This is a genomic window from Kaistia geumhonensis, assembly GCF_030815145.1.
In the GTDB taxonomy this organism is placed as follows: Bacteria; Pseudomonadota; Alphaproteobacteria; order Rhizobiales; family Kaistiaceae; genus Kaistia; species Kaistia geumhonensis.
The window spans coordinates 1035473-1059054 of record NZ_JAUSWJ010000001.1 but is presented as its reverse complement, the minus strand read 5'-3'; the positions used below and the strand labels follow the sequence as shown (position 1 = coordinate 1059054).

27 protein-coding genes are annotated in these 23582 nt (G+C 67.3%); 16 read left to right on the top strand and 11 right to left on the bottom strand.

Annotated features, from left to right (window positions below):
- Positions 1 to 249: 249 nt before the first annotated feature.
- Positions 250 to 891 (bottom strand): uracil-DNA glycosylase, encoded by a 642-nt coding sequence (locus QO015_RS05000; RefSeq protein ID WP_266281075.1) that lies wholly within the window; start codon positions 889 to 891, stop codon positions 250 to 252.
- A gap of 12 nt (positions 892 to 903) precedes the next feature.
- A complete protein-coding gene (locus QO015_RS04995) occupies positions 904 to 1506 on the bottom strand; it encodes a LabA-like NYN domain-containing protein (protein WP_266281076.1) in 603 nt (200 codons plus the stop codon).
- 275 nt (positions 1507 to 1781) lie between these two features.
- Between QO015_RS04995 and rpoZ the strand changes: the two genes are divergently transcribed.
- The 11 genes from rpoZ to QO015_RS04940 all read left to right on the top strand — a co-directional run bounded on the left by rpoZ (position 1782) and on the right by QO015_RS04940 (position 10011).
- Positions 1782 to 2156: a DNA-directed RNA polymerase subunit omega gene (rpoZ, locus tag QO015_RS04990; RefSeq protein WP_266281077.1), complete on the top strand. Its 375-nt coding sequence runs from the start codon at positions 1782 to 1784 to the stop codon at positions 2154 to 2156.
- Positions 2157 to 2296: 140 nt separating this feature from the next.
- Entirely contained in the window at positions 2297 to 4507 is a 2211-nt protein-coding gene (locus QO015_RS04985) for a RelA/SpoT family protein (protein WP_266281078.1), read from the top strand.
- A 28-nt stretch (positions 4508 to 4535) separates the two neighbouring features.
- On the top strand, positions 4536 to 5114 hold the full coding sequence (pyrE, locus tag QO015_RS04980) for an orotate phosphoribosyltransferase (RefSeq protein WP_266281079.1): 579 nt from the start codon (positions 4536 to 4538) through the stop codon (positions 5112 to 5114).
- A gap of 23 nt (positions 5115 to 5137) precedes the next feature.
- A complete protein-coding gene (locus QO015_RS04975) occupies positions 5138 to 5710 on the top strand; it encodes a DUF2062 domain-containing protein (RefSeq protein ID WP_266281080.1) in 573 nt (190 codons plus the stop codon).
- Positions 5711 to 5742: 32 nt separating this feature from the next.
- Complete coding sequence (locus QO015_RS04970; RefSeq protein ID WP_266282457.1) at positions 5743 to 6504, top strand: pyridoxine 5'-phosphate synthase; 762 nt, start codon at positions 5743 to 5745, stop codon at positions 6502 to 6504.
- Complete coding sequence (gene acpS / locus QO015_RS04965) at positions 6501 to 6905, top strand: holo-ACP synthase (protein WP_266281081.1); 405 nt, start codon at positions 6501 to 6503, stop codon at positions 6903 to 6905. The genes QO015_RS04970 and acpS overlap by 4 nt, the downstream gene beginning before the upstream one ends.
- Positions 6906 to 6993: 88 nt before the next feature.
- Entirely contained in the window at positions 6994 to 7746 is a 753-nt protein-coding gene (gene lepB / locus QO015_RS04960; RefSeq protein ID WP_266281082.1) for a signal peptidase I, read from the top strand.
- Positions 7747 to 7759: 13 nt separating this feature from the next.
- The gene (rnc, locus tag QO015_RS04955; protein ID WP_266281083.1) at positions 7760 to 8470 is read left to right on the top strand and encodes a ribonuclease III; all 711 of its coding nucleotides are present in this window, start codon (positions 7760 to 7762) and stop codon (positions 8468 to 8470) included.
- A gap of 52 nt (positions 8471 to 8522) precedes the next feature.
- Positions 8523 to 9413, top strand: coding sequence for a GTPase Era (gene era / locus QO015_RS04950; RefSeq protein WP_266282458.1), 891 nt, complete (start codon positions 8523 to 8525; stop codon positions 9411 to 9413).
- Positions 9414 to 9497: 84 nt separating this feature from the next.
- Entirely contained in the window at positions 9498 to 9764 is a 267-nt protein-coding gene (locus tag QO015_RS04945; RefSeq protein ID WP_266281084.1) for a BrnT family toxin, read from the top strand.
- A complete protein-coding gene (locus tag QO015_RS04940; protein WP_266281085.1) occupies positions 9733 to 10011 on the top strand; it encodes a helix-turn-helix domain-containing protein in 279 nt (92 codons plus the stop codon). The genes QO015_RS04945 and QO015_RS04940 overlap by 32 nt, the downstream gene beginning before the upstream one ends.
- Here QO015_RS04940 and QO015_RS04935 read toward each other — a convergent pair.
- The 3 genes from QO015_RS04935 to xth are packed head-to-tail and all read right to left on the bottom strand — an operon-like array spanning position 10008 to position 11462.
- Positions 10008 to 10250, bottom strand: coding sequence for a TfoX/Sxy family protein (locus tag QO015_RS04935; RefSeq protein ID WP_266281086.1), 243 nt, complete (start codon positions 10248 to 10250; stop codon positions 10008 to 10010). The genes QO015_RS04940 and QO015_RS04935 overlap by 4 nt on opposite strands.
- A 25-nt stretch (positions 10251 to 10275) precedes the next feature.
- Positions 10276 to 10683: a GFA family protein gene (locus tag QO015_RS04930; protein ID WP_266281087.1), complete on the bottom strand. Its 408-nt coding sequence runs from the start codon at positions 10681 to 10683 to the stop codon at positions 10276 to 10278.
- Positions 10680 to 11462, bottom strand: a complete 783-nt coding sequence (gene xth / locus QO015_RS04925) for an exodeoxyribonuclease III (protein ID WP_266281088.1) — start codon at positions 11460 to 11462, stop codon at positions 10680 to 10682. Before xth ends, QO015_RS04930 begins: the two co-directional genes overlap by 4 nt.
- Before the next feature lie 196 nt (positions 11463 to 11658).
- On the opposite strand from xth, the gene QO015_RS04920 reads away from it, so the two are divergent.
- From QO015_RS04920 to QO015_RS04910, 3 genes are all read left to right on the top strand, one after another.
- Positions 11659 to 13155 (top strand): MFS transporter, encoded by a 1497-nt coding sequence (locus QO015_RS04920; protein ID WP_266281089.1) that lies wholly within the window; start codon positions 11659 to 11661, stop codon positions 13153 to 13155.
- Positions 13156 to 13291: 136 nt separating this feature from the next.
- Entirely contained in the window at positions 13292 to 13717 is a 426-nt protein-coding gene (locus QO015_RS04915) for an OsmC family protein (RefSeq protein WP_266281090.1), read from the top strand.
- 113 nt (positions 13718 to 13830) lie between these two features.
- A complete protein-coding gene (locus QO015_RS04910; protein WP_266281091.1) occupies positions 13831 to 15330 on the top strand; it encodes an AMP nucleosidase in 1500 nt (499 codons plus the stop codon).
- Positions 15331 to 15336: 6 nt separating this feature from the next.
- Here QO015_RS04910 and QO015_RS04905 read toward each other — a convergent pair whose 3' ends face one another.
- Positions 15337 to 16557, bottom strand: coding sequence for an MFS transporter (locus QO015_RS04905; protein ID WP_266281092.1), 1221 nt, complete (start codon positions 16555 to 16557; stop codon positions 15337 to 15339).
- 104 nt (positions 16558 to 16661) lie between these two features.
- Here QO015_RS04905 and QO015_RS04900 point away from each other — a divergent pair, with 104 nt between their 5' ends.
- Positions 16662 to 17435 (top strand): DeoR/GlpR family DNA-binding transcription regulator, encoded by a 774-nt coding sequence (locus QO015_RS04900; protein ID WP_266281094.1) that lies wholly within the window; start codon positions 16662 to 16664, stop codon positions 17433 to 17435.
- Between the two features lie 10 nt (positions 17436 to 17445).
- Here QO015_RS04900 and QO015_RS04895 read toward each other — a convergent pair whose 3' ends face one another.
- From QO015_RS04895 to QO015_RS04875, 5 genes are all read right to left on the bottom strand, one after another.
- The gene (locus QO015_RS04895) at positions 17446 to 18384 is read right to left on the bottom strand and encodes a threonine ammonia-lyase (RefSeq protein ID WP_266281095.1); all 939 of its coding nucleotides are present in this window, start codon (positions 18382 to 18384) and stop codon (positions 17446 to 17448) included.
- A gap of 31 nt (positions 18385 to 18415) precedes the next feature.
- The gene (locus QO015_RS04890) at positions 18416 to 19207 is read right to left on the bottom strand and encodes an SDR family NAD(P)-dependent oxidoreductase (RefSeq protein ID WP_266281096.1); all 792 of its coding nucleotides are present in this window, start codon (positions 19205 to 19207) and stop codon (positions 18416 to 18418) included.
- A gap of 84 nt (positions 19208 to 19291) precedes the next feature.
- A complete protein-coding gene (locus QO015_RS04885; protein ID WP_266281097.1) occupies positions 19292 to 20302 on the bottom strand; it encodes an isopenicillin N synthase family dioxygenase in 1011 nt (336 codons plus the stop codon).
- On the bottom strand, positions 20299 to 21030 hold the full coding sequence (locus QO015_RS04880; RefSeq protein ID WP_266281098.1) for a pyroglutamyl-peptidase I: 732 nt from the start codon (positions 21028 to 21030) through the stop codon (positions 20299 to 20301). The genes QO015_RS04885 and QO015_RS04880 overlap by 4 nt, the downstream gene beginning before the upstream one ends.
- Positions 21031 to 21241: 211 nt before the next feature.
- Positions 21242 to 21934 carry a GntR family transcriptional regulator gene (locus QO015_RS04875; protein ID WP_266281099.1) on the bottom strand — a complete coding sequence of 231 codons (693 nt, stop codon included), beginning with the start codon at positions 21932 to 21934 and terminating at the stop codon, positions 21242 to 21244.
- 129 nt (positions 21935 to 22063) lie between these two features.
- Here QO015_RS04875 and QO015_RS04870 point away from each other — a divergent pair, with 129 nt between their 5' ends.
- The gene (locus QO015_RS04870; protein ID WP_266281100.1) at positions 22064 to 23515 is read left to right on the top strand and encodes a dihydroorotase; all 1452 of its coding nucleotides are present in this window, start codon (positions 22064 to 22066) and stop codon (positions 23513 to 23515) included.
- Positions 23516 to 23582 lie beyond the last annotated feature (67 nt).

The following is a 23582-nucleotide window of genomic DNA, read 5'->3' as shown; positions in this document are numbered from 1 at the left end:
ATCTCCATGCAAGGGGAGTTCGGCGGCGGCCATGCGTCGAGCTGCGAGTGAATACCAGCGGCCGCGCTCGCGTCGAGCGGCCGCCAATCCCGCAGTCCCAGCGGCCCCCAACCGAGTGACTGACGACACTTTACAGCCAGATGCTGCACTGCGAACCGCCGCTGTCCATGTGACGGTTCTTCGACGCGGGGTTGTGACCTTTTCGGCACGACCGTCGTTTGGTTTCGTCACCGGCCGGCCGGTGACGGCCTATCGATCGAGCTCGGTGCGGACCGCCGCGAAGACGGCACGGAACATCTCCGGCGTCAGCACGCCGGTATTCGTGTTGTAGCGGGAGCAGTGATAGCTGTCGAAGACGGCGAAGCCGCCGATCGCGTGCCGGCGGCCATGGCCGAACGGATGCCGGGCCATGCGCTCGCCGAGGGCGACGACGACCGAATCATGCGCGATCTTGCCGAGCGCGACGATCGCGGCGAGATCGGGCATCGCGGCGATGGTGGCGGTGAGGAAAGGCCGGCAGGTGCGGATCTCCTCGGTCGTCGGCTTGTTCTCAGGCGGCACGCAGCGCACCGCATTGGCGATCGCGGTTCCCTTGAGCGCCAGCCCGTCGTCGGGCCGCGCCGCATAGCGGCCGGTCGCGAAACCGTAGGCGACGAGCGTCTCGTAGAGGAGGTCTCCGGCATAGTCGCCGGTGAAGGGCCGGCCGGTGCGGTTGGCGCCGCGCAGTCCCGGCGCGAGGCCGACGATCAGCAGCCGGCCATCGGCGGTCCCGAAGGAGGGAACGGGTGCGTTGTGCCAGCCCGGCTCGCGGGCACGCCATGCCTCGCGGAAGGCGACGAGGCGCGGGCAGAGCGGGCAGTCATGCGGCGCGTCGGCCGCCGCGAGGCTCACGGGGAACGCCGCTCAGACGCCCTCGTCGAAATCGTCGTCGAAGGTCTCCTGCGCCTGCACGCGCTCGGCGACGCGGGTCGCCCGCTCGGACGGATCACGGCCGATGCGCTGCTGCAGCGTGGTGAGCTCGATGAAGTGATCGGCCTGGCGGCGCAGTTCGTCGGCGATCATCGGCGGCTGCGTCGCGAGAGTCGAGACGACGCTCACCTTGCGGCCCTTGCGCTGCACGGCCTCGACCAACGAGCGGAAATCGCCATCGCCGGAGAATATGTAGATGTGATCGACATGGTCGGCGAGCTCCATCACGTCGATGGCGAGCTCGATATCCATGTTGCCCTTGATCTTCCGCCGCCCGGTCGCGTCGTAGAATTCCTTCGTTGGCTTCGTGACGACGCTGTAGCCGTTATAGTCGAGCCAGTCGATCAGCGGCCGGATCGACGAATATTCCTGATCCTCGGCCAGCGCGGTATAGTAGTAGGCACGGACCAGATAGCCGCGGGCGTTGAATTCGCCGAGCAGCTTCTTGTAGTCGATATCGAAGCCGAGCGACTTGGACGTCGCGTAGAGATTGGCTCCGTCGATGAAAAGGGCGAGCTTCTCGCGGGAATCGATCATCTGGGCAAATCCATGAACTGAAAGATGCGGGGACCGTCGTGGCTGCAAATGAACCGCCACTTCTGCACATTTGAGTCAAATAGGCCTCGCAGCGACGAGCCGCAAACGCTTTGCGGCAGGAACTTGTGGAATGGTGAATCGCAAGATGGCGGCCAAGCCTCCGTCAAGGCGATTGCGGTCGAGGGCCTGGCGATTCCGGCGCAGGGCTTGCATTCCGCGCGCTCGCCACCTATTCATCCCCGCCTGAACCCCATCAGCCTGTTGGAGACCTGACCATGGCGCGCGTGACCGTGGAAGACTGCGTCGACAAGGTCGAGAACCGCTTCGAGCTGGTTCTGCTGTCGGCCCATCGTGCCCGTATGATCGCCTCCGGGTCGTCGCTGACCGTGGCGCGCGACAACGACAAGAACCCTGTCGTGGCCCTGCGCGAGATTGCGGACGAGACGATCGCTCCGGACGATCTCAAGGAAGATCTCATCCACTCGCTGCAGAAATATGTCGAGGTGGACGAGCCCGAGCAGGACGTCGCGCTCCTCGCCGACGAGGACCTCGCCGACGACAACGCCGTCGCGTTCGACCGCATGTCGGAAGAGGAACTGCTGCGCGGCCTCGAGAGCATGGTCCCTCCGGACAAGCAGGACGACTTCTGATCGCCGCGACTCGAAGCTAGTCGCGCATCACTGCTCCTCGGCCATCTTGGCGCTTGCCGTCCGGCAGGCGCCGCGATCCTATATGACACGGAAAGCGGCCGCGCTTCGCGGCCTGAGGCCTGTCGCCGGATAACCGCGCCATGATGCGCCAGTACGAACTCCTCGAACGCGTCCAGCGGTACAATCCGCAGGCCGACGAGGGGCTTTTGAACAAGGCCTATGTCTATGCCATGCAGAAGCATGGCAGCCAGCGGCGCGCCAATGGCGACCCCTATTTCTCCCATCCACTCGAAGTCGCCGGCATCCTCACCGACCTGAAGCTGGACGATTCGACGATCGCGGTCGCGCTGCTTCACGACACGATCGAGGATACGGACGCGACACGCTCCGAGATCGACGCCACCTTCGGCGAGGATATCGGCCGCCTCGTCGAGGGCCTCACCAAGATCAAGCGGCTCGATCTCGTCTCGCGCAAGGCCGCGCAGGCCGAGAATTTCCGCAAGCTGCTGCTCGCCATCTCCGAGGATGTGCGCGTGCTGTTGGTCAAGCTCGCCGACCGGCTGCACAACATGCGCACGCTGCATTTCATGCCGCCGGAAAAGCGCGGGCGTATCGCCGAGGAAACGCTCGAGATCTATGCTCCGCTCGCCGGCCGCATGGGCATGCACGACATGCGCGAGGAGCTTGAGGAGCTGGCCTTCGCCGTCGTCAATCCCGAGGCGCATGCCGCGGTGACCGACCGCCTCGCCGAGATCCGCGTCCGCAACCAGGGCCTCATCGTCGAGATCGAAAAGGACCTGCGCGAGAAGTTCGAGAAGTACGGGATCAAGGCGGAGGTCTACGGCCGCGAGAAGCGGCCCTATTCCATCTTCCGCAAGATGGAGCGCAAGGCGATCTCGTTCGAGCAGCTGTCGGATATCCTGGGCTTCCGCGTCCTCGTCGATACGCGGGCCGACTGCTACGCCGCGCTCGGCATCGTGCATATGGCTTGGCCAACCGTTCCGGGACGCTTCAAGGACTATATCTCGACGCCGAAGCAGAACGACTACCGCTCGATCCATACGACTGTGGTCGGTCCCGGTCGCCAGCGCGTCGAATTGCAGATCCGCACCTGGGAGATGCATGAGGTCGCCGAATACGGCATCGCAGCGCATTCGCTCTATAAGGACAAGGTCGGCGGGCGCCTCTCGGACGAGAGCCGCGCCTATACCTGGCTGCGCCGCACGGTCGAGATGCTGGCCGAGGGCGACACACCCGAGGAGTTCCTCGAGAACACCAAGCTCGAGCTCTTCCACGATCAGGTCTTCTGCTTCACGCCCAAAGGCCGCCTGATAGCGCTGCCACGCGGTGCGACGCCGATCGACTTCGCCTATGCCGTCCATACCGACATCGGCGATACCTGCGTGGGCTGCAAGATCAACGGCCGCATGATGCCGCTGACGAGCGAATTGAAGAACGGCGACGAGGTCGAGATCATCTGCTCGAAGGGGCAAATCCCGCCGCCCGCCTGGGAGTCGATCGCCGTCACCGGCAAGGCGCGCGCCTCGATTCGCCGTGCCGCTCGCGCCGCCATCCGCAAGCAATATGCCGGGCTCGGCCGCAAGATCCTGGAGCGGGCCTTCGAGCGCGCCGGCCGCGACTATTCCGAGGAGCGGCTGAAGGCGGCGCTGTCGCGGCTCGCGCAGCAGAACATCGAGGATATGCTCGCCTCGGTCGGACGCGGAGAAATCCCGTCGGTCAATGTGCTGAAGGCCGTCTATCCCGATCACAAGGAGGAGCGCGCCACGGCGATGCCGAAGGGCGGCGCCTCGACTGGCGGCGAGGCCGGCTGGTTCGGCCTCAAGAAGGGCAACGGCATGATGTTCCGCGTGCCGAGCGGCGATCCCTCCGACGCGGCGCATGCGATCCCGATCCGCGGCCTGCATGGCGACATGCCGGTGCGCTTCGCCCCCGAGGGCGGCGCGGTCCCCGGCGACCGCATCGTCGGCATCATGTCGCAGGGGGAGGGGATCACGATCTATCCGATCCAGTCGCCGGCGCTGAAGGATTTCGACGACGAGCCGGACCGCTGGCTCGATGTGCGCTGGGATATCGACGCCGCCAATCGCGAACGCTTCCCGGCGCGGGTCGAGGTCGTGGCGCTCAACGAGCCGGGCAGCCTCGCGCAGATCGCGCAGGTCATCGCCGACAATGACGGCAACATCTCCAATCTGAGGATCACCCGCAGCGCGCCCGATTTCTCGCAGATCGAGATCGATCTCGAGGTCTGGGACCTGAAGCACCTGAACCGCCTGCTGAGCGATTTGCGCGAGCGCCACGTCGTCAGCACCGCCAACCGCGTCAACGCCTGAACGGCGCAGCATCCATCCGGGGCATATCATGCAGCAAAACGAGGTCATCGACGTCTTCCGCGCCTGCGGCGCGCTGCTCGAAGGCCATTTCATCCTGTCCTCGGGCCTGCACAGCCCCGTCTTCCTGCAGAAGGCGCGAGTGTTCATGTATCCCGAGCGCACCGAGCAGCTCTGCAAGGCGCTGGCGGCGAAGGTGCGCGCGAGCGGGCTCGACTTCGACATTGTGGTGTCGCCGGCGCTGGGCGGGCTCATCCCAGGCTACGAGACCGCGCGGCATCTCGGCGTACCTGCGCTCTGGGTGGAGAGGGAAGGCGGCGTCTTCCGCCTCCGCCGTTTCGAACTGCCCGAGAAGGCCCGCGTGCTCGTCGTCGAGGACATCATCTCGACCGGCCTTTCCAGCCGCGAGACCATCGAGGCCATCCGCGCGCTCGGCGGCGAGGTGGTCGCGGTCGCCTGCCTGATCGACCGTTCGGCCGGCGAGGCGGATGTCGGGGTTCCGCTGGTGGCGCTGGCCGAGTATAAGGTCCCGGCCTATCCGGCCGACGCGCTCCCGCCGGAGCTGCAGGGCATTCCGGCCGTCAAGCCGGGCAGCCGCAATCTCTCCTGAATGGGCGGGTAGTCGTTCACCTCATGCTGTTCCGCCGCCGCCATCCCCTGCGCCTTCACCAGAAGCTGCATCATTTCATGTGGCCGAAGCGCGGCTGGGGACGGGCGCTGCGCTATTACGGCAAGCGGCTCCTGAGGCTCTCGGGGACGCCGCATTCGATCGCCGCCGGCTTCGCGGCCGGCGTCGCGCTCGCCATGACGCCGTTCATCGGCTTCCATTATCTCCTCTGCTTCGTCGCCGCTTTCCTGGTGCGCGGCAATGTCCTCGCCGCGGTGCTCGGTACGACGATCGGCAACCCGCTGACCTTTCCGTTCATCTGGTTCCTGACCTTTGAGACGGGCAACGCCGTGCTCGGCCTCTTTGGCCGCGCCGGCCACGCCAAGACCGCCGAGGAACTCGCGCACCGGCTGCTGACGGATTCCTTCCACAATATCTGGCCGGTGTTCGAGCCGATGCTGATCGGATCGATCCCGATTGCCATCGTCGCCGGCGGCATTTCCTATGTGGCCGTCTATTATGCGGCCGAAGCCTTCCAGTCGTCGCGGCGCGAGCGCTTCGCCATCCGCCGCCGCGAACTGCATGGCAGCCGGCCTTAGGGCCCGGACCCTGAGCGAAAGGCATGACAGCGATGGCCTTCGAGCCGCTCCGCCTCGGCGTCAACATCGACCACGTCGCCACCGTCCGCAACGCGCGCGGCGGCATCCATCCCGACCCCATCCGCGCGGCTTTGGTCGCGGCGGAAGCGGGGGCGGACGGCATCACGGCGCATCTGCGTGAAGATCGCCGTCATATCCGCGACGACGATATCGCGCGGCTGAAGGCGGCGATCCCGATTCCGCTCAATTTCGAGATGGCCGCGACGTCCGAGATGGTGGCGATCGCGCTGCGACACCGCCCGCATGCCGCCTGCATCGTTCCCGAGCGGCGCGAGGAGCGGACGACGGAGGGCGGTCTCGACGCCGCCGGCCAGATGGCGATGCTGCGCCCGATCGTCGGCGAACTCTCCGCAGCCGGCATCCGCGTCTCGCTGTTCATCGCCCCCGATCCGCGCCAGCTCGATGCGGCGGCGGCGCTCGGCGCGCCGGTGGTCGAGCTGCATACCGGTACCTATTGCGAGGCCTACGAGGAAAGCGCCGAAGCCTTCGCCGCCGAGAGCCGGCGGATCGCCGAGGCGGCCCGCCATGGCGCGGCGCTCGGCCTCGAGATCCATGCCGGCCACGGCCTTTCCTATGAAACGGTCGGCCCGGTGGCGGCTCTGCCGATGGTGCGCGAGCTCAATATCGGCCATTTCCTGATCGGCGAGGCGATCTTCCGCGGTCTCGACGGCGCGATCCGCGAGATGCGCCGGGCCATGGAAGCTGCGCGTGCCGCGGCGGAGGCGCGCGCATGATCATCGGCCTCGGCAGCGACTTGATCGACATCCGCCGCATCGAGCAGACGATCGAGCGCTTCGGCGACCGCTTCATCGACCGTGTGTTCACGGAGGTCGAGAAGGCCAAGTCGGAGCGGCGCAAGGAGCGCGCCGCCTCCTATGCCAAGCGTTTCGCCGCCAAGGAGGCCTGTTCCAAGGCGCTCGGCACCGGACTCAGCCATGGCGTCTTCTGGCGAGACATGGGCGTCGTCAACCTGCCGAGCGGCGCGCCGACCATGCGCCTCACCGGCGGCGCCGCCGAGCATCTGGCGCGGATTCTGCCCGAAGGGCACCGCGCCGCCATCCACCTCACCATCACCGACGAATACCCGATGGCGCAGGCCTTCGTCGTCATCGAGGCACTGCCGATCGTTCCCTGACGGCGATCCGCGCCGCGTTGCGCGGCGGACGGGAAGCCGTTAAGAACCAACCGCCGCCGGGGCGGCTTGCACAGGATCGGAAGGACGCATGAGCGTGGCCGGCGACAGATATGGATCGGAGCGCGGCGGCTTCGGCGAGACCGTCAAGATCATCGTCCAGGCGCTGATCCTTGCCCTCATCGTCCGGACCTTCCTCTTCCAGCCCTTCACCATCCCCTCGGGCTCGATGAAGGACACGCTGCTGGTCGGCGACTATCTGTTCGTCTCGAAATACGCCTATGGCTACAGCCGTTATTCGCTGCCCTTCTCTCCCGACATCTTCTCCGGGCGTATCTGGGCCGAGCCGCCGACACGCGGCGACGTCGCCGTGTTCAAGCTGCCGCGCGATCCCTCCGTCGACTATATCAAGCGCGTGATCGGCCTGCCCGGCGACAAGATCCAGATGATCGACGGCGTGCTGCAGATCAACGGCACCCCGGTGCCCAAGGTCAAGATCGACGACTATGTGACGACCGACGAATTCGGCGAGACCCGCGTCGCGCGCTATCGCGAGACGCTGCCGAACGGCGTCAGCTACGAGGTGCTCGACCTCGACCCGCACAGCTTCTCCGACAACACGCCCGTGTTCGAGGTTCCAGCCGGCCATTACTTCATGATGGGCGACAATCGCGACAACTCGACCGACAGCCGCGTGCTCGGCGCGGTCGGCTATGTCCCCTTCGAGAATTTCGTCGGCCGGGCCGAGATCGTCTTCTTCTCGGTCAAGGAAGGCGAGCCGGCCTGGCAGTTCTGGCGCTGGCCGTGGACGGTCCGCTTCGACCGCATCTTCAAGCTCATCTGAGAGGGCCGATCCCATGCCACAGGGACTGGCGCCGCTCGAGGAGATCCTGGCGCATCATTTCGCCGATGCGACGCTGCTGGAACGCGCGCTGACGCATGCGAGCGCGGTGGCCGACGCCAACGGCGCGCATTCGGAAAGCTATCAGCGGCTGGAATTCCTCGGCGACCGCGTGCTCGCGCTCGTCATCGCCGACATGCTGCTCGAAGCCTTTCCCGACGCGGAAGAAGGCGAACTGGCGCGGCGGCTGACGGCCCTCGTGCGCAACGAGAGCTGCGCGGAAGTCGCGATCGAGACCGGGCTCGGCAACTGGATCCGCCTCGGCGGCAGCGAGTTGCAGTCGGGCGGCCGCCGCAAGGTGGCGATCCTCGGCGATGTCTGCGAGGCGGTGATCGGGGCGCTGTTCCTCGATGGCGGCCTGCCCACGGCGCAGCGATTCGTGACGGCGCATTGGCGCGGCCGCATGGAGAACTGGAGCGGTCCGCAGCGCGACGCCAAGACGACATTGCAGGAATGGGTGCAGGGCCGTGGCCTCGCTGCCCCGACCTATGCGATCGTGGAGCGATCGGGGCCCGACCATGCGCCGAATTTCCGCGTCGCGGTCGCCGTCGAGAACATGCCGGCCGTCATCGGCGCCGGGCGCTCCAAGCGCGAAGCCGAACAGAAGGCGGCGACGGCCATGCTGATCGCCGAAGGGGTCTGGAGGCCCGAAACCCATGGCGGATGAGAGCCCCTTGCCGAACGAAGAGCCGACCGCGGAAACCACCCGGCCCGAGGAGATGCGCTGCGGCTTCGTCGCCCTGATCGGCGCGCCGAACGCGGGCAAGTCGACCCTGCTCAACCAGCTCGTCGGCGCCAAGATCTCGATCGTCACGCACAAGGTTCAGACGACGCGGGCGATCATGCGCGGCATCGCCATGGAGGGCGCGTCGCAGATCATCTTCGTCGATACCCCCGGCATCTTCCGCCCCAAGCGCCGGCTCGACCGCGCGATGGTCGACACCGCCTGGGGCGGCGCCAAGGACGCCGACATGGTCGCGCTGCTGGTCGACGCCGAGCGTGGACTCACGGGCGAAACGGCGGAGATCCTCGCGAAATTCGCTGAAGTGCGGCAGCCGAAGCTCCTCGTCATCAACAAGATCGACACCGTGCGCCGCGACACGCTGCTCGAGATCGCCGCGGAGGCCAATGCGAAGGTCGGCTTCGAGCGCACCTTCATGATCTCGGCGCTGACCGGCGACGGCTGCGCCGATCTGCTCGCCTATCTCGCCGACGCGGTCCCGGCCGGGCCGTGGCTCTATCCCGACGACCAGATCTCCGACCTGCCGCTGCGCGCGCTCGCCGCCGAGATCACGCGCGAAAAGCTGTTCCTGCGCCTCCATGACGAACTGCCCTATGCCTCCACGGTCGAGACCGAGGCGTGGAAGGACCAGGCCGACGGATCGGCGCGCATCGAGCAGACGATCTATGTCGAGCGCGAGAGCCAGAAAAAGATCGTGATCGGCCGTCGCGGCGAGACGATCAAGGCGATCTCGATGGCGGCGCGGCAGGAGATCCAGGAGATGGCCGAGCGCCCGGTCCATCTCTTCCTCTTCGTCAAGGTCCGCGAGAACTGGGGCGACGACCCCGAGCGCTACCGCGAAATGGGCATCGAGTTCCCGCGCGGGTGAGGCCGAGTTGGCCCGATTCTAAACTCCGGTCTGGCGGCTTGGTGTCTCTGCGGAAATTCCGTATATTGCGGAGAGTTGGCAGCGTTGAGCTTCGACCCCGTCAAGGACGCAGCCAATCGCGCGAAGCATGGTGTGTCGCTGACGTTTGGCGATCGGCTCTTCGAGGATGACAACCGTCTGATCATCCCCTCCATCCGTGAGATCGACGGTGAGGAGCGGTTCAAGGTGGTCGGAATGGTTGCAGGAAAGCAGTTCACCGGCGTCTTTGTCTGGCGTGACGGGCATGCCCGTTTCATATCGGTGAGAAGGAGCAATAGCGGTGACGAACGAGCTTATCGTGCTGCCCTCTGATCCGGCTGACGCCGAGGATTTCGACGTGACGGCCGAGGCGCTGGATCGTGCCCAGCGCGCCCGCCTCATCCGGATGACACGAACGAAACTCGGCTTGTCCCAGGCCGGATTCGCGGAGAGGTTTCGGGTTCCGGTCGGGACGCTGCGCGACTGGGAACAGGCGAGGGTCACGCCCCCCGATTTCGCGATCGCCTATGTCCGCGTGATCGCCAAGCATCCTGACATGGTCGCGAAGGCGGTCGCCTAGGACGGCGTTTCTGCAAGTTCCGCCAGAAGCCTGTCCTTCGTCTCCCGGTCGATCGCCGTCCAGGGGATGTCCTCGAGCGCCGAGTGCAGGCCCCAGAGCATGTTGAGGGTTACGCCGCGCGGGTCGCGGTGCTTGAGACGGCGATAGGCGCCGATCGCGCCGATCGTGCGCAGCTCGGCTTCGGTGGCGATCCCGACCTCCCCGAGCCAGATCGCCGATTTCGGCCCGATGCCGCGCATGGTCGCGACCGGCCGGGACCCGCGCTCAGCCTTCGGGCTCGTCATAATGCGACGGCAGCTCTGCGTCGAAGCCTTTCGCGGCGGCGCGGCGGCTGCCGACCCAGATATTGTGCTGCACCGAGAAGGCATCCGGCTCGTCGAGCGAGGCGAGCGTGACGTCGATCCGCTCGTCGTCGTCGATCATGGTCATCATGAGCGGCGTGCCGCAATCGGCGCAGAAATGGCGGCGGCCGAGCGCGGAGGATTCGTGCGTCGCGGGATTTCCGGCCGTCAGGTGGAAGGCCGGCGCGTCGAAGGTCGCCCAGGTGATGAACAGCGCGCCGCCCGCGAGCTGGCAGAGCCGGCAATGGCAGTGGCAGACGAGGCGCGGGGGCTTGTCGATCCGGTAATGGATGCGCCCGCAGAGGCAGCCCCCGGTGATCGGCTCGCTCACAGCGCGAGTTCCACGAAGACCGGGACATGGTCGGACGGCTTCTCCCAGGCGCGCACATGCTTGTCGATGCCGACCGAGACGAGGCGGTCGGCGGCTCGTGGCGACAGGAGCAGATAGTCGATGCGGATGCCGTTGTTCTTCTGCCAGGCGCCGGCCTGATAATCCCAGAAGGTGTAGAGGCCTCCCTCGTCGGTGGTGGCGCGCAGCGCCTCCGTGAAGCCGAGATTCTCGATGGCGCGCAGCGCCTGGCGGCTCTCCGGCTGGAAGAGGGCGTCGCCGGTCCACAGCGACGGGTCCTTGGCGTCGCGCGGCTCGGGAATGACGTTGTAATCGCCGCCCATGACCAGCGGCTCCTCGGTCAGAAGACGCTCCGCCGCCCAGCGCCGCAGCCGCTCCATCCAGGCGAGCTTGTAGGCGAATTTCTCGGTGCCGATCGGATTGCCGTTGGGCAGATAGAGCGAGACGACGCGCAGCGCACCGGACGGCACGGAGAAGACGCCCTCGATGAAGCGCGCCTGCTCATCCGTCGAATCGCCCGGCAGGCCGCGATTGACCTCGTCGAAGGGCAGCTTCGAGAGCAGAGCGACGCCGTTGAAGCCCTTCTGGCCGTGCACGGCGACATTGTAGCCGAGATCCTCGAAGGCCGCGGCGGGGAAGCCCTCGTCGACGGTCTTGATTTCCTGCAGGCCGACGATGTCCGGCTGCGCCTCGCGCACCCAGGCGACGGCATTCTCGATCCGGGCTCTGACGCCGTTGATATTCCAGGTCGCGATCTTCATGGCGCGAGATTAGTGGCAGACGCGCCGCGAGGATAGGTGCGCCATGCCCCGGTGGCGCCGGGAAGGGGATTGTGATTGCCGAGGTCCGGCGCGGCATGGAAGCCACAGGCGCGCGGCGCAAAATCCGTATATATCCGTCGCGGCCTTGCCGCGCTTGCGGAGCGCCCGATTGCCCGCAGTCGAGGAGAACGACGACTTGGACGCCCAGACGAACCGGCCAGCCCGAGCCCAAGCCCGAGCCCCGGAACCGGATCGCCCGGAGCCGCTGCTGACCGGCCGTGCCCGCCGCATCGCCGTTCTCGTCGTGCTCACCGCGTTCTTCATGGACATCCTCGACGGCACGATCGTCAATGTCGCGATTCCGTCGATCCAGCACGGCATCGGCGCCGACTATGCGTCGATCCAGTGGATCGTCGCCGGCTATGCCCTGACCTTCGCGCTGTTCCTGATCCCGGGCGGCAGGCTCGGCGACATCTACGGCTACAAGACCATGTTCCTGATCGGCATGGCGGGGTTCACGGTCGCCTCGGCGCTGTGCGGCTTCTCGACGACGGGAACCGGGCTGGTGGCCGCGCGGCTCTTCCAGGGCGCGATGGCGGCGATCATGGTCCCGCAGATCATGTCCATGATCCAGATCCTCTATGTCGATCCGAAGGAGCGGGCGCATATCTCGGCCTATTACGGCGGCATCGCCGGGCTGGCGAGCGTGCTCGGGCCGATCCTCGGCGCGCTGCTGGTGGCGAGCAGCCTGTTCGGGCTCGGCTGGCGCATGATCTTCCTCGTGAATGTCCCGGTCGGTATCATCGCGATGATCGTCGCCTGGTTCACGCTGCCGGCCGCGCGTTCGCCACATCCCTTGAAGCTGGACATCGCCGGAACGATCCTGGCGCTGCTCGCCATGAGCCTCCTGACCTTCCCGCTGATCCAGGGCCGCGAGCAGGGCTGGCCGCTCTGGGGCTTCGCGATGATCGCGCTCTCGCTGCCGGCCTTCGTTCTCTTCGCCTGGAGCCAGCGGCGGCGCGACCGGATCGACGGCTCGCCGCTCGTCGTTCCGCGTCTCTTCCACTACCGCTCCTTCACGGTCGGAATCCTGATCGCCGGCAGCTTCTTCGGGATCGTTGGCGGCTTCTTCCTGACGCAAACGCTCTACATGCAGCTCGGCCTCGGCTTCTCCGTGCTCGAGGCGGGCCTCACCGGCATTCCCTTCTCGCTCGGCGTCGCTGTCGCGGCCGGCGCCTCCGGACCGCTGCTCGTGCCACGCTTCGGCCGGCTGGTGCTGACGACCGGCTGCTTCGTGCTCGCGGCGTCGATCGGCGCGCTCGGCCTCACGGCCGACCTGCTCGGCCACGCCATGACGCCCTGGGACATGATCCCCACGCTCATCGTCGGCGGCATCGGCATGGGCCTGATCGTGTCGCCGGTTTTCAATTTCGTGCTCGTCGACGTGCCGGTCCGCCATGCCGGCTCCGCCTCCGGCGTCGTCAGCGCCGTCGGCCAGGTCGGCACGGCGATGGGCATCGCTCTCACCGGCGTCGTCTTCTTCGGGCGGCTCGCCATCACCAACCAGGATTTCGTCAGCGCCTTCGTCTGGTCGACGGGTTTCGGCGCCGCGGCCCTCGTCCTTGTCGGGTTCCTCACCTTCTTCCTGCCGCGATACGCCCGCCCGCGCGACGACGTCTTCCCCGGCCACTGACGCTTTGCTCCTCCGCAGCGCCGTGCGAACGCAAATTGCCCGTGCGAAGGCGTCTTGGCGTTGTCGTCCGCGAGTCCTAGCTTGAGGGTCTTGAAGCCGGCGCATTCCCCGTCGCCGGCCGAACCGGGAGCGAAGAATGCCCACACGTATTTCCGACGCCGAATGGCAGGGCGATCTCAAGGCCGGCAAGGGCACTGTCAAGCTCGGCAGCGGCGCCTATGAGGGCCAGTACAATTTCTCCTCGCGCTTCGAGAGCGGCGTCGGGACGAATCCCGAGGAGCTGATCGCCGCTGCCCATGCGGCCTGCTTCTCGATGGCGCTGTCCGCCGGCCTCTCCGGCGCCGGCCACACGGTCGAGAGCGTGAAGACGACCGCCAAGGTGAAGGTCGATCCGGTCGCCGGCGGCTTCGAGATCACCTCGATCCAGCTCGTCACGGAAGCGAAGATCCCCGGCATCGACAAGGCCGAGTTCGACACGATCGCTGCGGCCACCAAGGAAGGCTGCCCGGTCTCCAAGGCGCTGAAGGCCGTGCCGATCTCGCTTGACGCCAAGCTCGTCTGAGCCGATCCGATCTGCCGCCGGCGTGCCTTGACCGGGCACGCCGGCTGGCCGACAGTCGCCCGCTTTCAACCGTCTTGCGGGTTCGTTGGACCCGGATTGCTTGGGGCCACCGGATGACACGAGACCTGCCGCGCGAGACGAGCCTCTTCGATCTGCCGGAGCCGATCCCGACCGAAGCCTTCACCGATGCCGGCCGCGCGGTCGCCCGTCTCGTCGACATCTACGACGCGCATACCAAGCATCTGCGCGACCGCTTCTTTGATCTGCTGCATGGCCGTCCGCCCAAGGGCCGGGTGCGCGCCACCTATCCGCAGATCGCGATCAGCACCTCGAGCTACGCCAAGATCGACTCGCGACTCGCCTATGGCCATGTCTCGGGGCCGGGCGACTATGCGACGACGATCACGCAGCCGGAGTTGTTCCGCTCCTATCTCACCGACCAGATCCGCCTCCTGCTGCGCAATCACGGAGTCCCGGTCGTGGTCGGGCCGTCCAGCCTGCCGATCCCGCTGCATTTCGCCTTTCCCGGCGGCGTCCATGTCGAAGGCGAGCTCGCGGAGAAGATCGAGCGGCCGCTGCGCGACATGTTCGACGTGCCCGACCTCGCGGTGACGGACGACGCCATCGTCAACGGCACCTACGAGCCGACGCCCGGCACGCCGCTGCCGCTCGCACCCTTCACGGCGCCGCGCATCGACTATTCGCTGTTCCGCCTCGCGCACTACACCGCGACGAGCGCCGAGCACTTCCAGAATTTCGTGCTCTTCACCAACTACCAGTTCTACATCGACGAGTTCTGTTCCCGCGCGCGGCGGCTGATGGCCGAAGGCGGCGGCGGCTATTCGGCCTTCGTCGAGCCCGGCAATCTCGTCACCCCGGCCGGCCATGCCGAGCCCGTCTCGGGACGCGCGCCGCCGCGCCTGCCGCAAATGCCGGCCTATCACCTGAAGTTCGGCGCCAGCTCCGGCATCACCATGGTCAATATCGGCGTCGGCCCGTCCAACGCCAAGACGATCACCGACCACATCGCGGTGCTTCGGCCGCATGCCTGGCTGATGCTCGGCCACTGCGCCGGGCTCAGGAACAGCCAGGCGCTGGGAGACTATGTGCTCGCCCACGGCTATGTGCGCGAGGACCATGTGCTCGACGCCGACCTGCCGAGCTGGATTCCGATCCCGCCGCTCGCCGAGGTGCAGGTTGCGCTGGAGGAGGCGGTCGAGGAGGTGACGGGGCTCGAGGGCTACGACCTGAAGCGCATCATGCGCACGGGGACGGTCGCGACCATCGACAATCGCAACTGGGAACTGCGCGACCATCGCGAGCCGGTGCAGCGCTTCTCGCAGTCGCGCGCCATCGCGCTCGACATGGAATCGGCCACCATCGCCGCCAACGGCTTCCGCTTCCGCGTTCCTTACGGCACGTTGCTCTGCGTCTCCGACAAGCCGCTGCATGGCGAGCTGAAGCTGCCCGGCATGGCGTCGGAATTCTACCGCACCCAGGTCGGACAGCATCTCGAGATCGGCATCCGCGCGCTGGAGAAGCTGCGCGAGATGGCGCCGGAGCGGCTCCATTCGCGCAAGCTGCGCTCGTTCACCGAGCCGGCCTTCCAGTAAGGCCCGTCAGTACGAGTCCTGATGAGCCGAGGCGCGGGCGACGACATCGCCGTCGCCGGGCGGTCCGTCCTTGCGGATCGGCCGTCCGCCAAGCGCAGGCGCCGCGATGAAGGTCAGCACGACGAGCGGAACGGCGACGCCGAAGGCCGCGCGGATGCCCCAATGTTCGGCGACAAAGCCGAGAAGGGGCGGGCCGAGCAGGAAGGCGCCGAAGGAAAGCTGGGTGAGCGAGGCGACATTGATCGCGCCCGGCCGATCCGTGCGCTGGGCCGCCGCCGAGATGGCGAGCGGGAAGATGGTCGCCGAGCCGATGCCGAGCAGGGCGAAGCCGGCGAGCGACACCAGCGGGTGCGGCGAGAAGTAGACGAACAGCACGCCGACCGCCATGACCGCCGTCATGCTGCGCGCGACGCCCGAGGGCGAGTAACGCTCGACGAAGCCATCGGCGAAGAACCTGGTAGTCGCCTGGCAGAAGGCGAAGGTCGCTACCGCCAGCGCGGCCATCAGCGGGCCGGACTCGAAGATGTTGCGCATGTAGATCGCCGACCAGTCGAGGCTGGCGCCTTCGAGCAGCAGCGCCGACAGCGTGGTACCGACCAGGACAAGGATGGCGATGGTCGGGCGCACGAAGCGGGGGGCCTCGCCATCGGAGGCGACCTCGCGCTTCGGCGAAGGCTGGTAGCCGCCTAGGAAGAGCGCGACGCCGACGATCGCGATCGGGACGATCAGCGCCAGATGCACCTGCGGGCTGATGCCGGCCTGTGCCACCAGCCCGCCGAAGATGCCGGCGCTGAAGAAGCCGATGCTCCAGAACGAATGGGCGCGGTTCATGATGCGCCGGCCGATCAGGAACTCCGTCCGGTCGGCCTCCACGTTCAGGATGATCTCGACGCAGCCGAGCATGATGCCGACGGGGACGAGAAGGACGAAGAAGGTGAGTGGGCTCGGCGCGTGCGAGGCGATGGCGAAGGTGAGCGCAACCAGCGGGATCAGCGCGAGCAACGCGCGGCGAAAGCCGATGCGCTCGAGGATCGGGGCAGCCACCGTGAGCGAGATGAGCGTGCCAGTCGGCGTGCCGATCAGGCTGAGCCCGAAGGCGCCTTCCTGGACGCCCATCGCTGCCTTGATGTCGGGAAAGCGCGGGAAGATGTTGCCCATGCTGAAAGCATAGATGGTGAAGGCCGCGTAAACCCGATGCTGGGGGCCGAGGGGGAGGCCGAAGGACATGGAACGACTCGATCGCAGGAGGAGACGGGGCCGGGCCGAAGCAGCAGCCGATAGGGGTGTTCAGATATTGCACGGCGCCTCCAACCATGCAAGAACGTGCATCAATGGGCGTCAACATTCACGTTCTTGCCGAGGAACGGCATCGGGTCATTCGTGACCGGCTCGCGGCCGACGGCCGCGTGCTCGCGACAGAACTCGCCAGCAGCTTCGGTGTTTCCGAGGACACGATCCGGCGCGACCTTCGCGAGCTGGCGCGGGCCGGCGCCTGTCGCCGCGTCTATGGCGGGGCGGTGCCACTCGCGCCCGTCGCGGCGCCGCCGGAGGTGAGGGCGACGATCGCCGTCGCCGCCAAGGCGCGGCTCGCGGCCGCCGCCGTGCGCCTGATTTCGCCGGGCCAGCTCGTCTTCATTGATGCGGGAACGACCAATCTCGCCATCGCCCGCGCCATCCCGCCATCGATGCATGTGACCGTCGCGACCAACGCCGTCGCCGTCGCATCGGTGGTGGCCGCGCATCCTGTAGCCGATCTCATCCTGCTCGGCGGTCCGTTCGATCGCTCGCTCGGCGCCTCGGTCGGCCCGGAGACCGTCGCCGCCGTCGACCGGCTGCGGGCGGATCTTCTCTTTCTCGGCGCCTGCGGCGTCGATCCCGCGGCCGGGGTCACGGCCTTCTCGAGCGCCGAGGCGGAGGTGAAGCGGGCCATGCTGCGCAACGCCGCCGGCCTCGTGGTCGCCGCGACGACCGACAAGGTCGGCACGGCTGCGCCCTACCGGGTCGCGCCCGCGGCGTCGATCACACAGCTTGTCGTCGAGGAAGATGCGCCGGAGGCGATTCTCTCGGCGTTCGTCGCCGAGGGCTGCATCGTCCAGCGCGCCTGAAGGCGCCGGTTCAGACGATTCCGTCAGGCCCTGCGCCGCAGACGAGGGCGCAGACCTTCTCGCCCTGGCGTACGGTCACGGCGCCGGTCATGAGCGCCGCCGCGGCCGCCGCGCCCGAGAGGTCGGCCGCGATGCCGAGTTCGAACCAAAGCCAGCGCGCCGCATCGACCATCGCCGCATCGTCGACGAGCACGATGTCGTCGACGACGGAGCGCACCAGCTCGAACACCGCGTCGTCGGTGCGGGCGCAGGTCATGGTCGGCACGCGCGTCGTGATGGTCTCGACCGTCACGACATGACCGGCGTCGAGGCTGGCCTTCAGCGTCGGGCAGCCGACCGGCTCGATGCCGACGATGCGCGCGCCGGGCTTCAGCGCGCGGATGGCGGTGCCCATGCCGCCGATCAGACCGCCGCCGCCGATGGCGATGAGGAAGGTATCGACATCCGGCAGCTGGTCGAGCACCTCCAGCGCCAGCGTGCCCTGGCCGGCGACGACGAGCGGGTCGGCGAAGGGGTGGAAATAGATGGCGCCGATCGAGGCGGCGTAGGCGCGCGCCGCGCGGTCGGCCTCGTCGAACACCTGGCCGACCAGCTCGACATGCGCCCCCCACTGCCGGAGCTTGGCGAGCTTCGAGGGCGCGATCGTCTCCGGCACGAAGATATGCGCGGGGACGCCGGCGAGCGCCCCTGTCCGGGCCACGGCGACGCCGTGATTGCCGCCCGATGCCGCGACGATGCCCTTCTCGAGCTGCTCGCGCGGCGTGGCCAGCAGGCGGTTGGTCGCGCCGCGCGCCTTGAACGAGCCTGTGGCCTGCAGGCATTCGAGCTTCAGATAGAGATCGGCCGTGCTGATCGGCGCCGAGAGATTGTCGGCCGCGATCAAGGGCGTGCGGCGGATATTGCCGTCGAGCCGCGCGCGGGCGGCCTCGACATCGGCGAGCGTGATCATGGCGTCGGATCCGTCGAAAGAGAGGGTCAGCCTAGAGCGCAGCCCAGCCGCCGTCGACCGGCAGGTCGACACCGGTGATCTGGCGCGACACGTCGCTGGCGAGGAAGAGGCAGGCATGCGCGACGTCGGCATCGGTCGAGACGCGCTTCAGCGCATAGTCTTCGGCATGCCGCCGCGCGGCCTCCTCGACGCTGATGCCGAGTTTCTCGGCCATGTCGCGGCAGACCTTGTCGCGGAAGCGGGGGCCGTCGACCATGCCCGGCGCCACGCAGTTGACGTTGATATTGTGCGGACCGAGCTCGAGCGCGAAGCTCTTAGTGAGGCCGCGGAGACCCCATTTCGACGAGGAATAGGCGACGCGCCCGGCGCGGCCGCGCATGCCGAACGTGCCGCCGACATTGACGATCTTGCCCGAGCGCTGCGCGACCATGACCGGCGCCGCCGCGCGGATCATGTTGAAGCAGCCCGTCATGTTGACGTCGATGATGTCGCGGAACTCCTCCGTCGTGGTCTGCGCCCCCGTCTTGCCGATCGGCCCGGTGCCGCCGGCGACATTGACGAGGATATCGACCCGACCGAACAGCGACTGCGCGGTCGCGACCGCAGCCTCGCAGTCGTCCGACACCGTCACGTCGCAGCGCGCGACCGAGACCGCTCCGCCGGCCGCGGCGATCTCCGCCTCAACGGGCGCAATGGCGGCGACGTCGCGTCCGAGCAGCAACAGGGAGCAGCCCTCGGCGGCGAAGGCCCGGCTGACGGCTGCGCCCATGCCCTTGGCCGGGCCGGTGATGAGGGCGACCTTGCCCTTGAGATCGAGGTCCATCGTGGCTCGCTGCTTCTCGGAATCAGGAAATCGCTGCCCAGAGGGCAGGGCGCGCCGGGCTCGCTGCCGGCGCGCCGGCGCTTGTTACTGGCCCTTGCGGAGATAGGCCATGCCCTTGTCGTAGAAGTCGCGCATATAGGGGCCGTTCTCGAAGGGCTCGAACTCCGCCTTTTCGCCGGGCTTCATGATCTCGGCGATCGGGGCGATGGTGACGTCGTAGTCGGGATTGGCGAAGAAGGGGATCGAATAGCGCGGCTTCAGCGCGCGGTTGACCACCCGGTGCATAGTCGAGACGAAGCGGCCATTGGTCCACTTCATCATGACATTGCCGATATTGATCACATAGGCGCCCTTGACCGGCGGCGCGCCGATCCATTCGCCGTCCTTGCGCTGTACTTCCAGGCCGCCGGTATCGTCCTGCATCAGCAGCGTGAAGGCGCCGGTGTCGCGATGTTCGCCGGCACCGATCTCGATATCCTCCTCGCGCAGCGACGCCGGCGGGCGGTAATGCAGCAGCGAGAGCTGGACGACGGGCTTCTGGTAATAGGGCTCGAAATAGTCCTCCGGCAGGCCGAGGGCCATCGCGAAGGCGGCGCGGAGATTCTTGGAAAGCCCCATCACCGCGTCGAAATAGGCCTCGACGGTCGGCTTGAAGGCCGGCAGGTCGTCCGGCCAGCGGTTCGGCAGATGCAGCGGCTTGCCGGCCAGCACGTCGGGATCGTCCGGCGCGAGGTCGAGCATGAAGCGATAGGTCTCGATGGCACCGCCCACCGTGCCGCCTTCCGCCTCGAGCTTAGAGGGCACATAGCCGCGCCAGTGCTCGAGCGTCGCCGCCGACTTCATGCGGCCGGCGAAGGGCTGCGCATAGAAGCTCTTCGAAGCCTCGAAGGTGGCGTCGATCAGTTCCTGCGGCACGCCGTGATTGGCGAGATAGAAGAAGCCGACCTCCTCGCAGGCCTTGCCGATGGCGTCGGCCACCGCCCGGCGCTCCTCGGGCGTGCCGTTCAGAAAGGGCGCGAAATCGATGATCGGGATATCGGCGACATCGACGCTCTTGGCCTTCTCATAGGCCTTGGGGAGATCGGCGATCGTCATGACGTGTGATCCTCTGGAGGTTGGCTGGTTCGGTTCCCTGTGGTGATCGTGGGCGCGGCGACCGCCTGGCGCGCCATGGCGCCGAGCGCGGCCTTCACGGCTCGGATCTGCGTTTCGAGCGCCATCGACGGCAGCTCGAGATTGGCGGCGAGCGCACTGCCGGGGTGGCCGGACTGCTGGCGCATCATCCAGACGATCTGTTCCGGCAGATAGGGCAGATGGAGGAAGCCACAGGGGCTGGCGAGGCCCGCCGCCTCCAGCGCGCCGAGATAGATGTAGAGCGTCAGGTTGCAGAGATGCGTTCCGGCATGGAACGAGGTTCTGGCCGGAATGCCGTCGTCGAGGATGGCAGCGACCACCGCATCCGCATTCCAGGTCGCGACCCGGGCCGGCGGCCCCGAGGGATCGATCGGTTCGCCGCCGAGCGGACGCACGCCCTCATTGTCCGGAATGCCGAAATGCATGGCGTTGATGCCGATCGTCTCGATGCGGACCGTCGGCGCGCCGAGCGCGAGGCCGAGCGCCAGCACGAAGGCCGGCCGATAGCGCGCGACCAGCTCGGGTAGATGCGTGGGCAGGCCGTTGCGGCTGACCGGCGTCGGCCGCGCGACGATGGTGATGCCCTCGACGACGAGTCCGTCGAGATGGGGCAGCACCAGTTCCGCCGGGTTGGTCGGCAGTCCGGCGAAGGGGCGCGAGCCGGTGACGAGGCCGATCGGACCCTTCATCGCCATTGCTCCCGTGTTGTGAGAACCGCTCTGCCCATCGACGCCTCCGCCACGATCACGGGCTCTTGTCGGCAAGAGCCGTGCCAGCAGCGCGATGAGGAGATTACACGGCCTGAAACGGCGGGCCTGCGCAAAAGCAGGTCATGCTGCGCAAATTATCAACAATCGATACGATCTTCGATAATCGAATTGATTGTCGATAATGTGATGGTCACATCAGGCGCTTCAGGCGCTCGACGACGGTCTTGCGGGTGAGGTCGATATGGGCGGCCAGCACGCGTCCGGCGCGTTCGGCGTCGCGGGCGATCGCGGCGTCGAGAAGCTCCTCGTGCTGCTGGGCGAGCGTCACCTGCGCGGCGGGGTCGCGGCCGGCCAGACGGCGGTAGCGGTCGAATTGGTCATGCAGGACGGCGCAGAAATGCAGGGTCCAGGGCGAGCCGCAGGCGGCGATCAGCGCATTGTGGAAGGCGCGGTGGCGCATCTCCCATTCCTCCGGAACGGCGTCCTCCTCGGGCGCCTGCTCCTGCCGCCCGAGCCGACGCAGCCGATGGTGTGCGAGGACCACGCCTTCTTCCCACGCCTCGTCGCCCGCCCGCGTTGAGGCTTCGATCGCCTGGCGCTCCAGAGTGATGCGAAGCGTCGCGATATCCTCGAAATCAGCCATCGAGATCGGCGGCACGCGGAAGCCGCGATTGACCTCCTGCACGACGAGGCGATCAGCCGCGAGGCGAGACAGCGCCTCGCGCAGCGGGCTGGTGCCGATGCCGTAGCGGGCCTGCAATTCGACGAAGCGCAGACGCGAGCCCGCCTGCAGCGCACCCGACACGATATCGGCGCGCAGGAGGCGGAAGGCATCCGCTGATACGGCTTCTTCGGAAGGGGTCGGCGTCGCGGCATCAGTCATGCATGGATCCTTCCGACGGCATGGCCGGTTGGCCTTGTCGCGATTCTGTGGAAAATCCCGCGACTTCGGATTCTCTGCCGCCTTGTCGATAATATCAACGTGCGGCTCGTTCCAGTGGAGACAGACCCAATGCCAGCCCCGATGACCGATCCGCAACCCCAGACTGTGGACATGGTGCTGGCCGACGGCCTCGTCGTCAACGAGAACGGTACGGTCGCCGCCTCGATCGCCGTCGCTGGCGGGCGGATCGTGGCCATCGGCGAGGACCGGCTGATGCCGCCGGCACGCGAGCGGGTCTCGCTCGCCGGGCTGCATGTCCTCCCAGGCGCGATCGACGTGCATGTGCATTTCCGTGAGCCGGGCATGCCGCAGAAGGAAGACTGGGGGACCGGCAGCGATGCCGCGGCGGTCGGCGGTGTCACCACCGTCTTCGACATGCCGAACACGGTGCCCCCGACCGACACGGTCGCGCATTTCGAGCTCAAGAAGGCGGCCGCCGAGGCGAAGTCGATCGTCGATTTCGGGCTCTACGGCCTGCTCGGCGAGCACAATCTCGATCATCTGGAGCCGCTCGCCGAAGCGGGCGCGATCGGCTTCAAGCTCTTCCTCGGCAATACGACCGGCGACCTGCCCTGTCCGAGCGACGGTGCGGTGCTGGAAGGCTTCGAGATCCTCGCGGGGCTCGGCCTGCGCTGCTCCATCCATGCCGAGAATTCGCCGATCCTGTTCTGGCGGCAGAACCGGTTGAAGGCGGCGGGGCGCAACGATGTGCTCGCCCATCTCGCCGCCCGCACCGACGTCGTCGCGGTCGAGGCGCTCAACCGCGCCTGCACGCTCGCCGACTGGACCGGCGCCCGCATCCATATCGTGCATGAGAGCTCGGCCCGCAGCCTGCCTTTCATCCGCTTCTGGAAGGAGCGCGGCGTCGACCTCACGGTCGAGACGCTGCCGCAATATCTCTATCTTTCGGCCGAGATGATGCTGGCGCCGGGCGGCGAGGTTCTGCGCATGAACCCGCCGATCCGCGAGGCGGCGCAGCAGGAGCCGCTCTGGGCGGCGCTTGCCGACGGCACAATCGACATGATCGCCACCGACCATGCGCCGCATGCGGTCGAGGAAAAATACGGCGACAATGTCTGGAACCTCGCCTGCGGCTTCCCCGGCGTCGAGACTCTGGTGCCGCTGATGCTGAACGCGGTCGCCAATGGCCGCCTGTCGCTCGAGCGGGTCGCGGCGATCACCAGCGCGGCGCCCGCGCGGGCCTTCGGCCTCTATGGCAGGAAGGGCGTCATCCGCGTCGGCGCCGACGCCGATTTCGCGGTCGTCGATCTGACGAAGCGCCAGCGGCTGACGGCGGCAGCCCTGCATTCGCGCGGCAAGGTCTCGGCCTATGAGGGCATGGAGGTCAGGGGCGGCCCGGTGCGCACCTATGTGCGCGGCCGCCTCGTCGCCAAGGACGGCGAGGTCGTCGCGGAGCGCGGATGGGGCGCGATGGTGCGGCCGCAGATGGCGGCCCCGGCGCCGCGCAACCTCGCCACGACGATGAAGGCGATCCTCGAGCCGGGCCAGAAGCCATGGTGACGGCCTTGCTTCCGACGGAACTTCGGCTGGCTGCCTTCCGCCTTCCCGAGATTCCGCCGAGGACCGG

Bases quoted from the DNA above. Each gene is read 5' to 3' on its own strand.
- xth (WP_266281088.1), bottom strand. From the start codon at position 11,462: ATGAAGATCGCGACCTGGAATATCAACGGCGTCAGAGCCCGGATCGAG.
- QO015_RS04915 (WP_266281090.1), top strand. From the start codon at position 13,292: ATGCCCACACGTATTTCCGACGCCGAATGGCAGGGCGATCTCAAGGCC.
- rpoZ (WP_266281077.1), top strand. From the start codon at position 1,782: ATGGCGCGCGTGACCGTGGAAGACTGCGTCGACAAGGTCGAGAACCGC.
- acpS (WP_266281081.1), top strand. From the start codon at position 6,501: ATGATCATCGGCCTCGGCAGCGACTTGATCGACATCCGCCGCATCGAG.
- QO015_RS04985 (WP_266281078.1), top strand. From the start codon at position 2,297: ATGATGCGCCAGTACGAACTCCTCGAACGCGTCCAGCGGTACAATCCG.
- QO015_RS04895 (WP_266281095.1), bottom strand. From the start codon at position 18,384: ATGATCACGCTCGCCGATGTCGAGGCCGCCCGCGCGCGGCTCGACGGC.
- QO015_RS04905 (WP_266281092.1), bottom strand. From the start codon at position 16,557: ATGTCCTTCGGCCTCCCCCTCGGCCCCCAGCATCGGGTTTACGCGGCC.
- QO015_RS04870 (WP_266281100.1), top strand. From the start codon at position 22,064: ATGCCAGCCCCGATGACCGATCCGCAACCCCAGACTGTGGACATGGTG.
- QO015_RS04885 (WP_266281097.1), bottom strand. From the start codon at position 20,302: ATGACGATCGCCGATCTCCCCAAGGCCTATGAGAAGGCCAAGAGCGTC.
- QO015_RS04880 (WP_266281098.1), bottom strand. From the start codon at position 21,030: ATGAAGGGTCCGATCGGCCTCGTCACCGGCTCGCGCCCCTTCGCCGGA.
- QO015_RS04900 (WP_266281094.1), top strand. From the start codon at position 16,662: ATGGGCGTCAACATTCACGTTCTTGCCGAGGAACGGCATCGGGTCATT.
- rnc (WP_266281083.1), top strand. From the start codon at position 7,760: ATGCCACAGGGACTGGCGCCGCTCGAGGAGATCCTGGCGCATCATTTC.
- era (WP_266282458.1), top strand. From the start codon at position 8,523: ATGCGCTGCGGCTTCGTCGCCCTGATCGGCGCGCCGAACGCGGGCAAG.
- QO015_RS04995 (WP_266281076.1), bottom strand. From the start codon at position 1,506: ATGATCGATTCCCGCGAGAAGCTCGCCCTTTTCATCGACGGAGCCAAT.
- QO015_RS04875 (WP_266281099.1), bottom strand. From the start codon at position 21,934: ATGACTGATGCCGCGACGCCGACCCCTTCCGAAGAAGCCGTATCAGCG.
- QO015_RS04935 (WP_266281086.1), bottom strand. From the start codon at position 10,250: ATGCGCGGCATCGGGCCGAAATCGGCGATCTGGCTCGGGGAGGTCGGG.
- QO015_RS04890 (WP_266281096.1), bottom strand. From the start codon at position 19,207: ATGGACCTCGATCTCAAGGGCAAGGTCGCCCTCATCACCGGCCCGGCC.
- QO015_RS04910 (WP_266281091.1), top strand. From the start codon at position 13,831: ATGACACGAGACCTGCCGCGCGAGACGAGCCTCTTCGATCTGCCGGAG.
- QO015_RS04970 (WP_266282457.1), top strand. From the start codon at position 5,743: ATGGCCTTCGAGCCGCTCCGCCTCGGCGTCAACATCGACCACGTCGCC.
- lepB (WP_266281082.1), top strand. From the start codon at position 6,994: ATGAGCGTGGCCGGCGACAGATATGGATCGGAGCGCGGCGGCTTCGGC.
- QO015_RS04975 (WP_266281080.1), top strand. From the start codon at position 5,138: ATGCTGTTCCGCCGCCGCCATCCCCTGCGCCTTCACCAGAAGCTGCAT.
- pyrE (WP_266281079.1), top strand. From the start codon at position 4,536: ATGCAGCAAAACGAGGTCATCGACGTCTTCCGCGCCTGCGGCGCGCTG.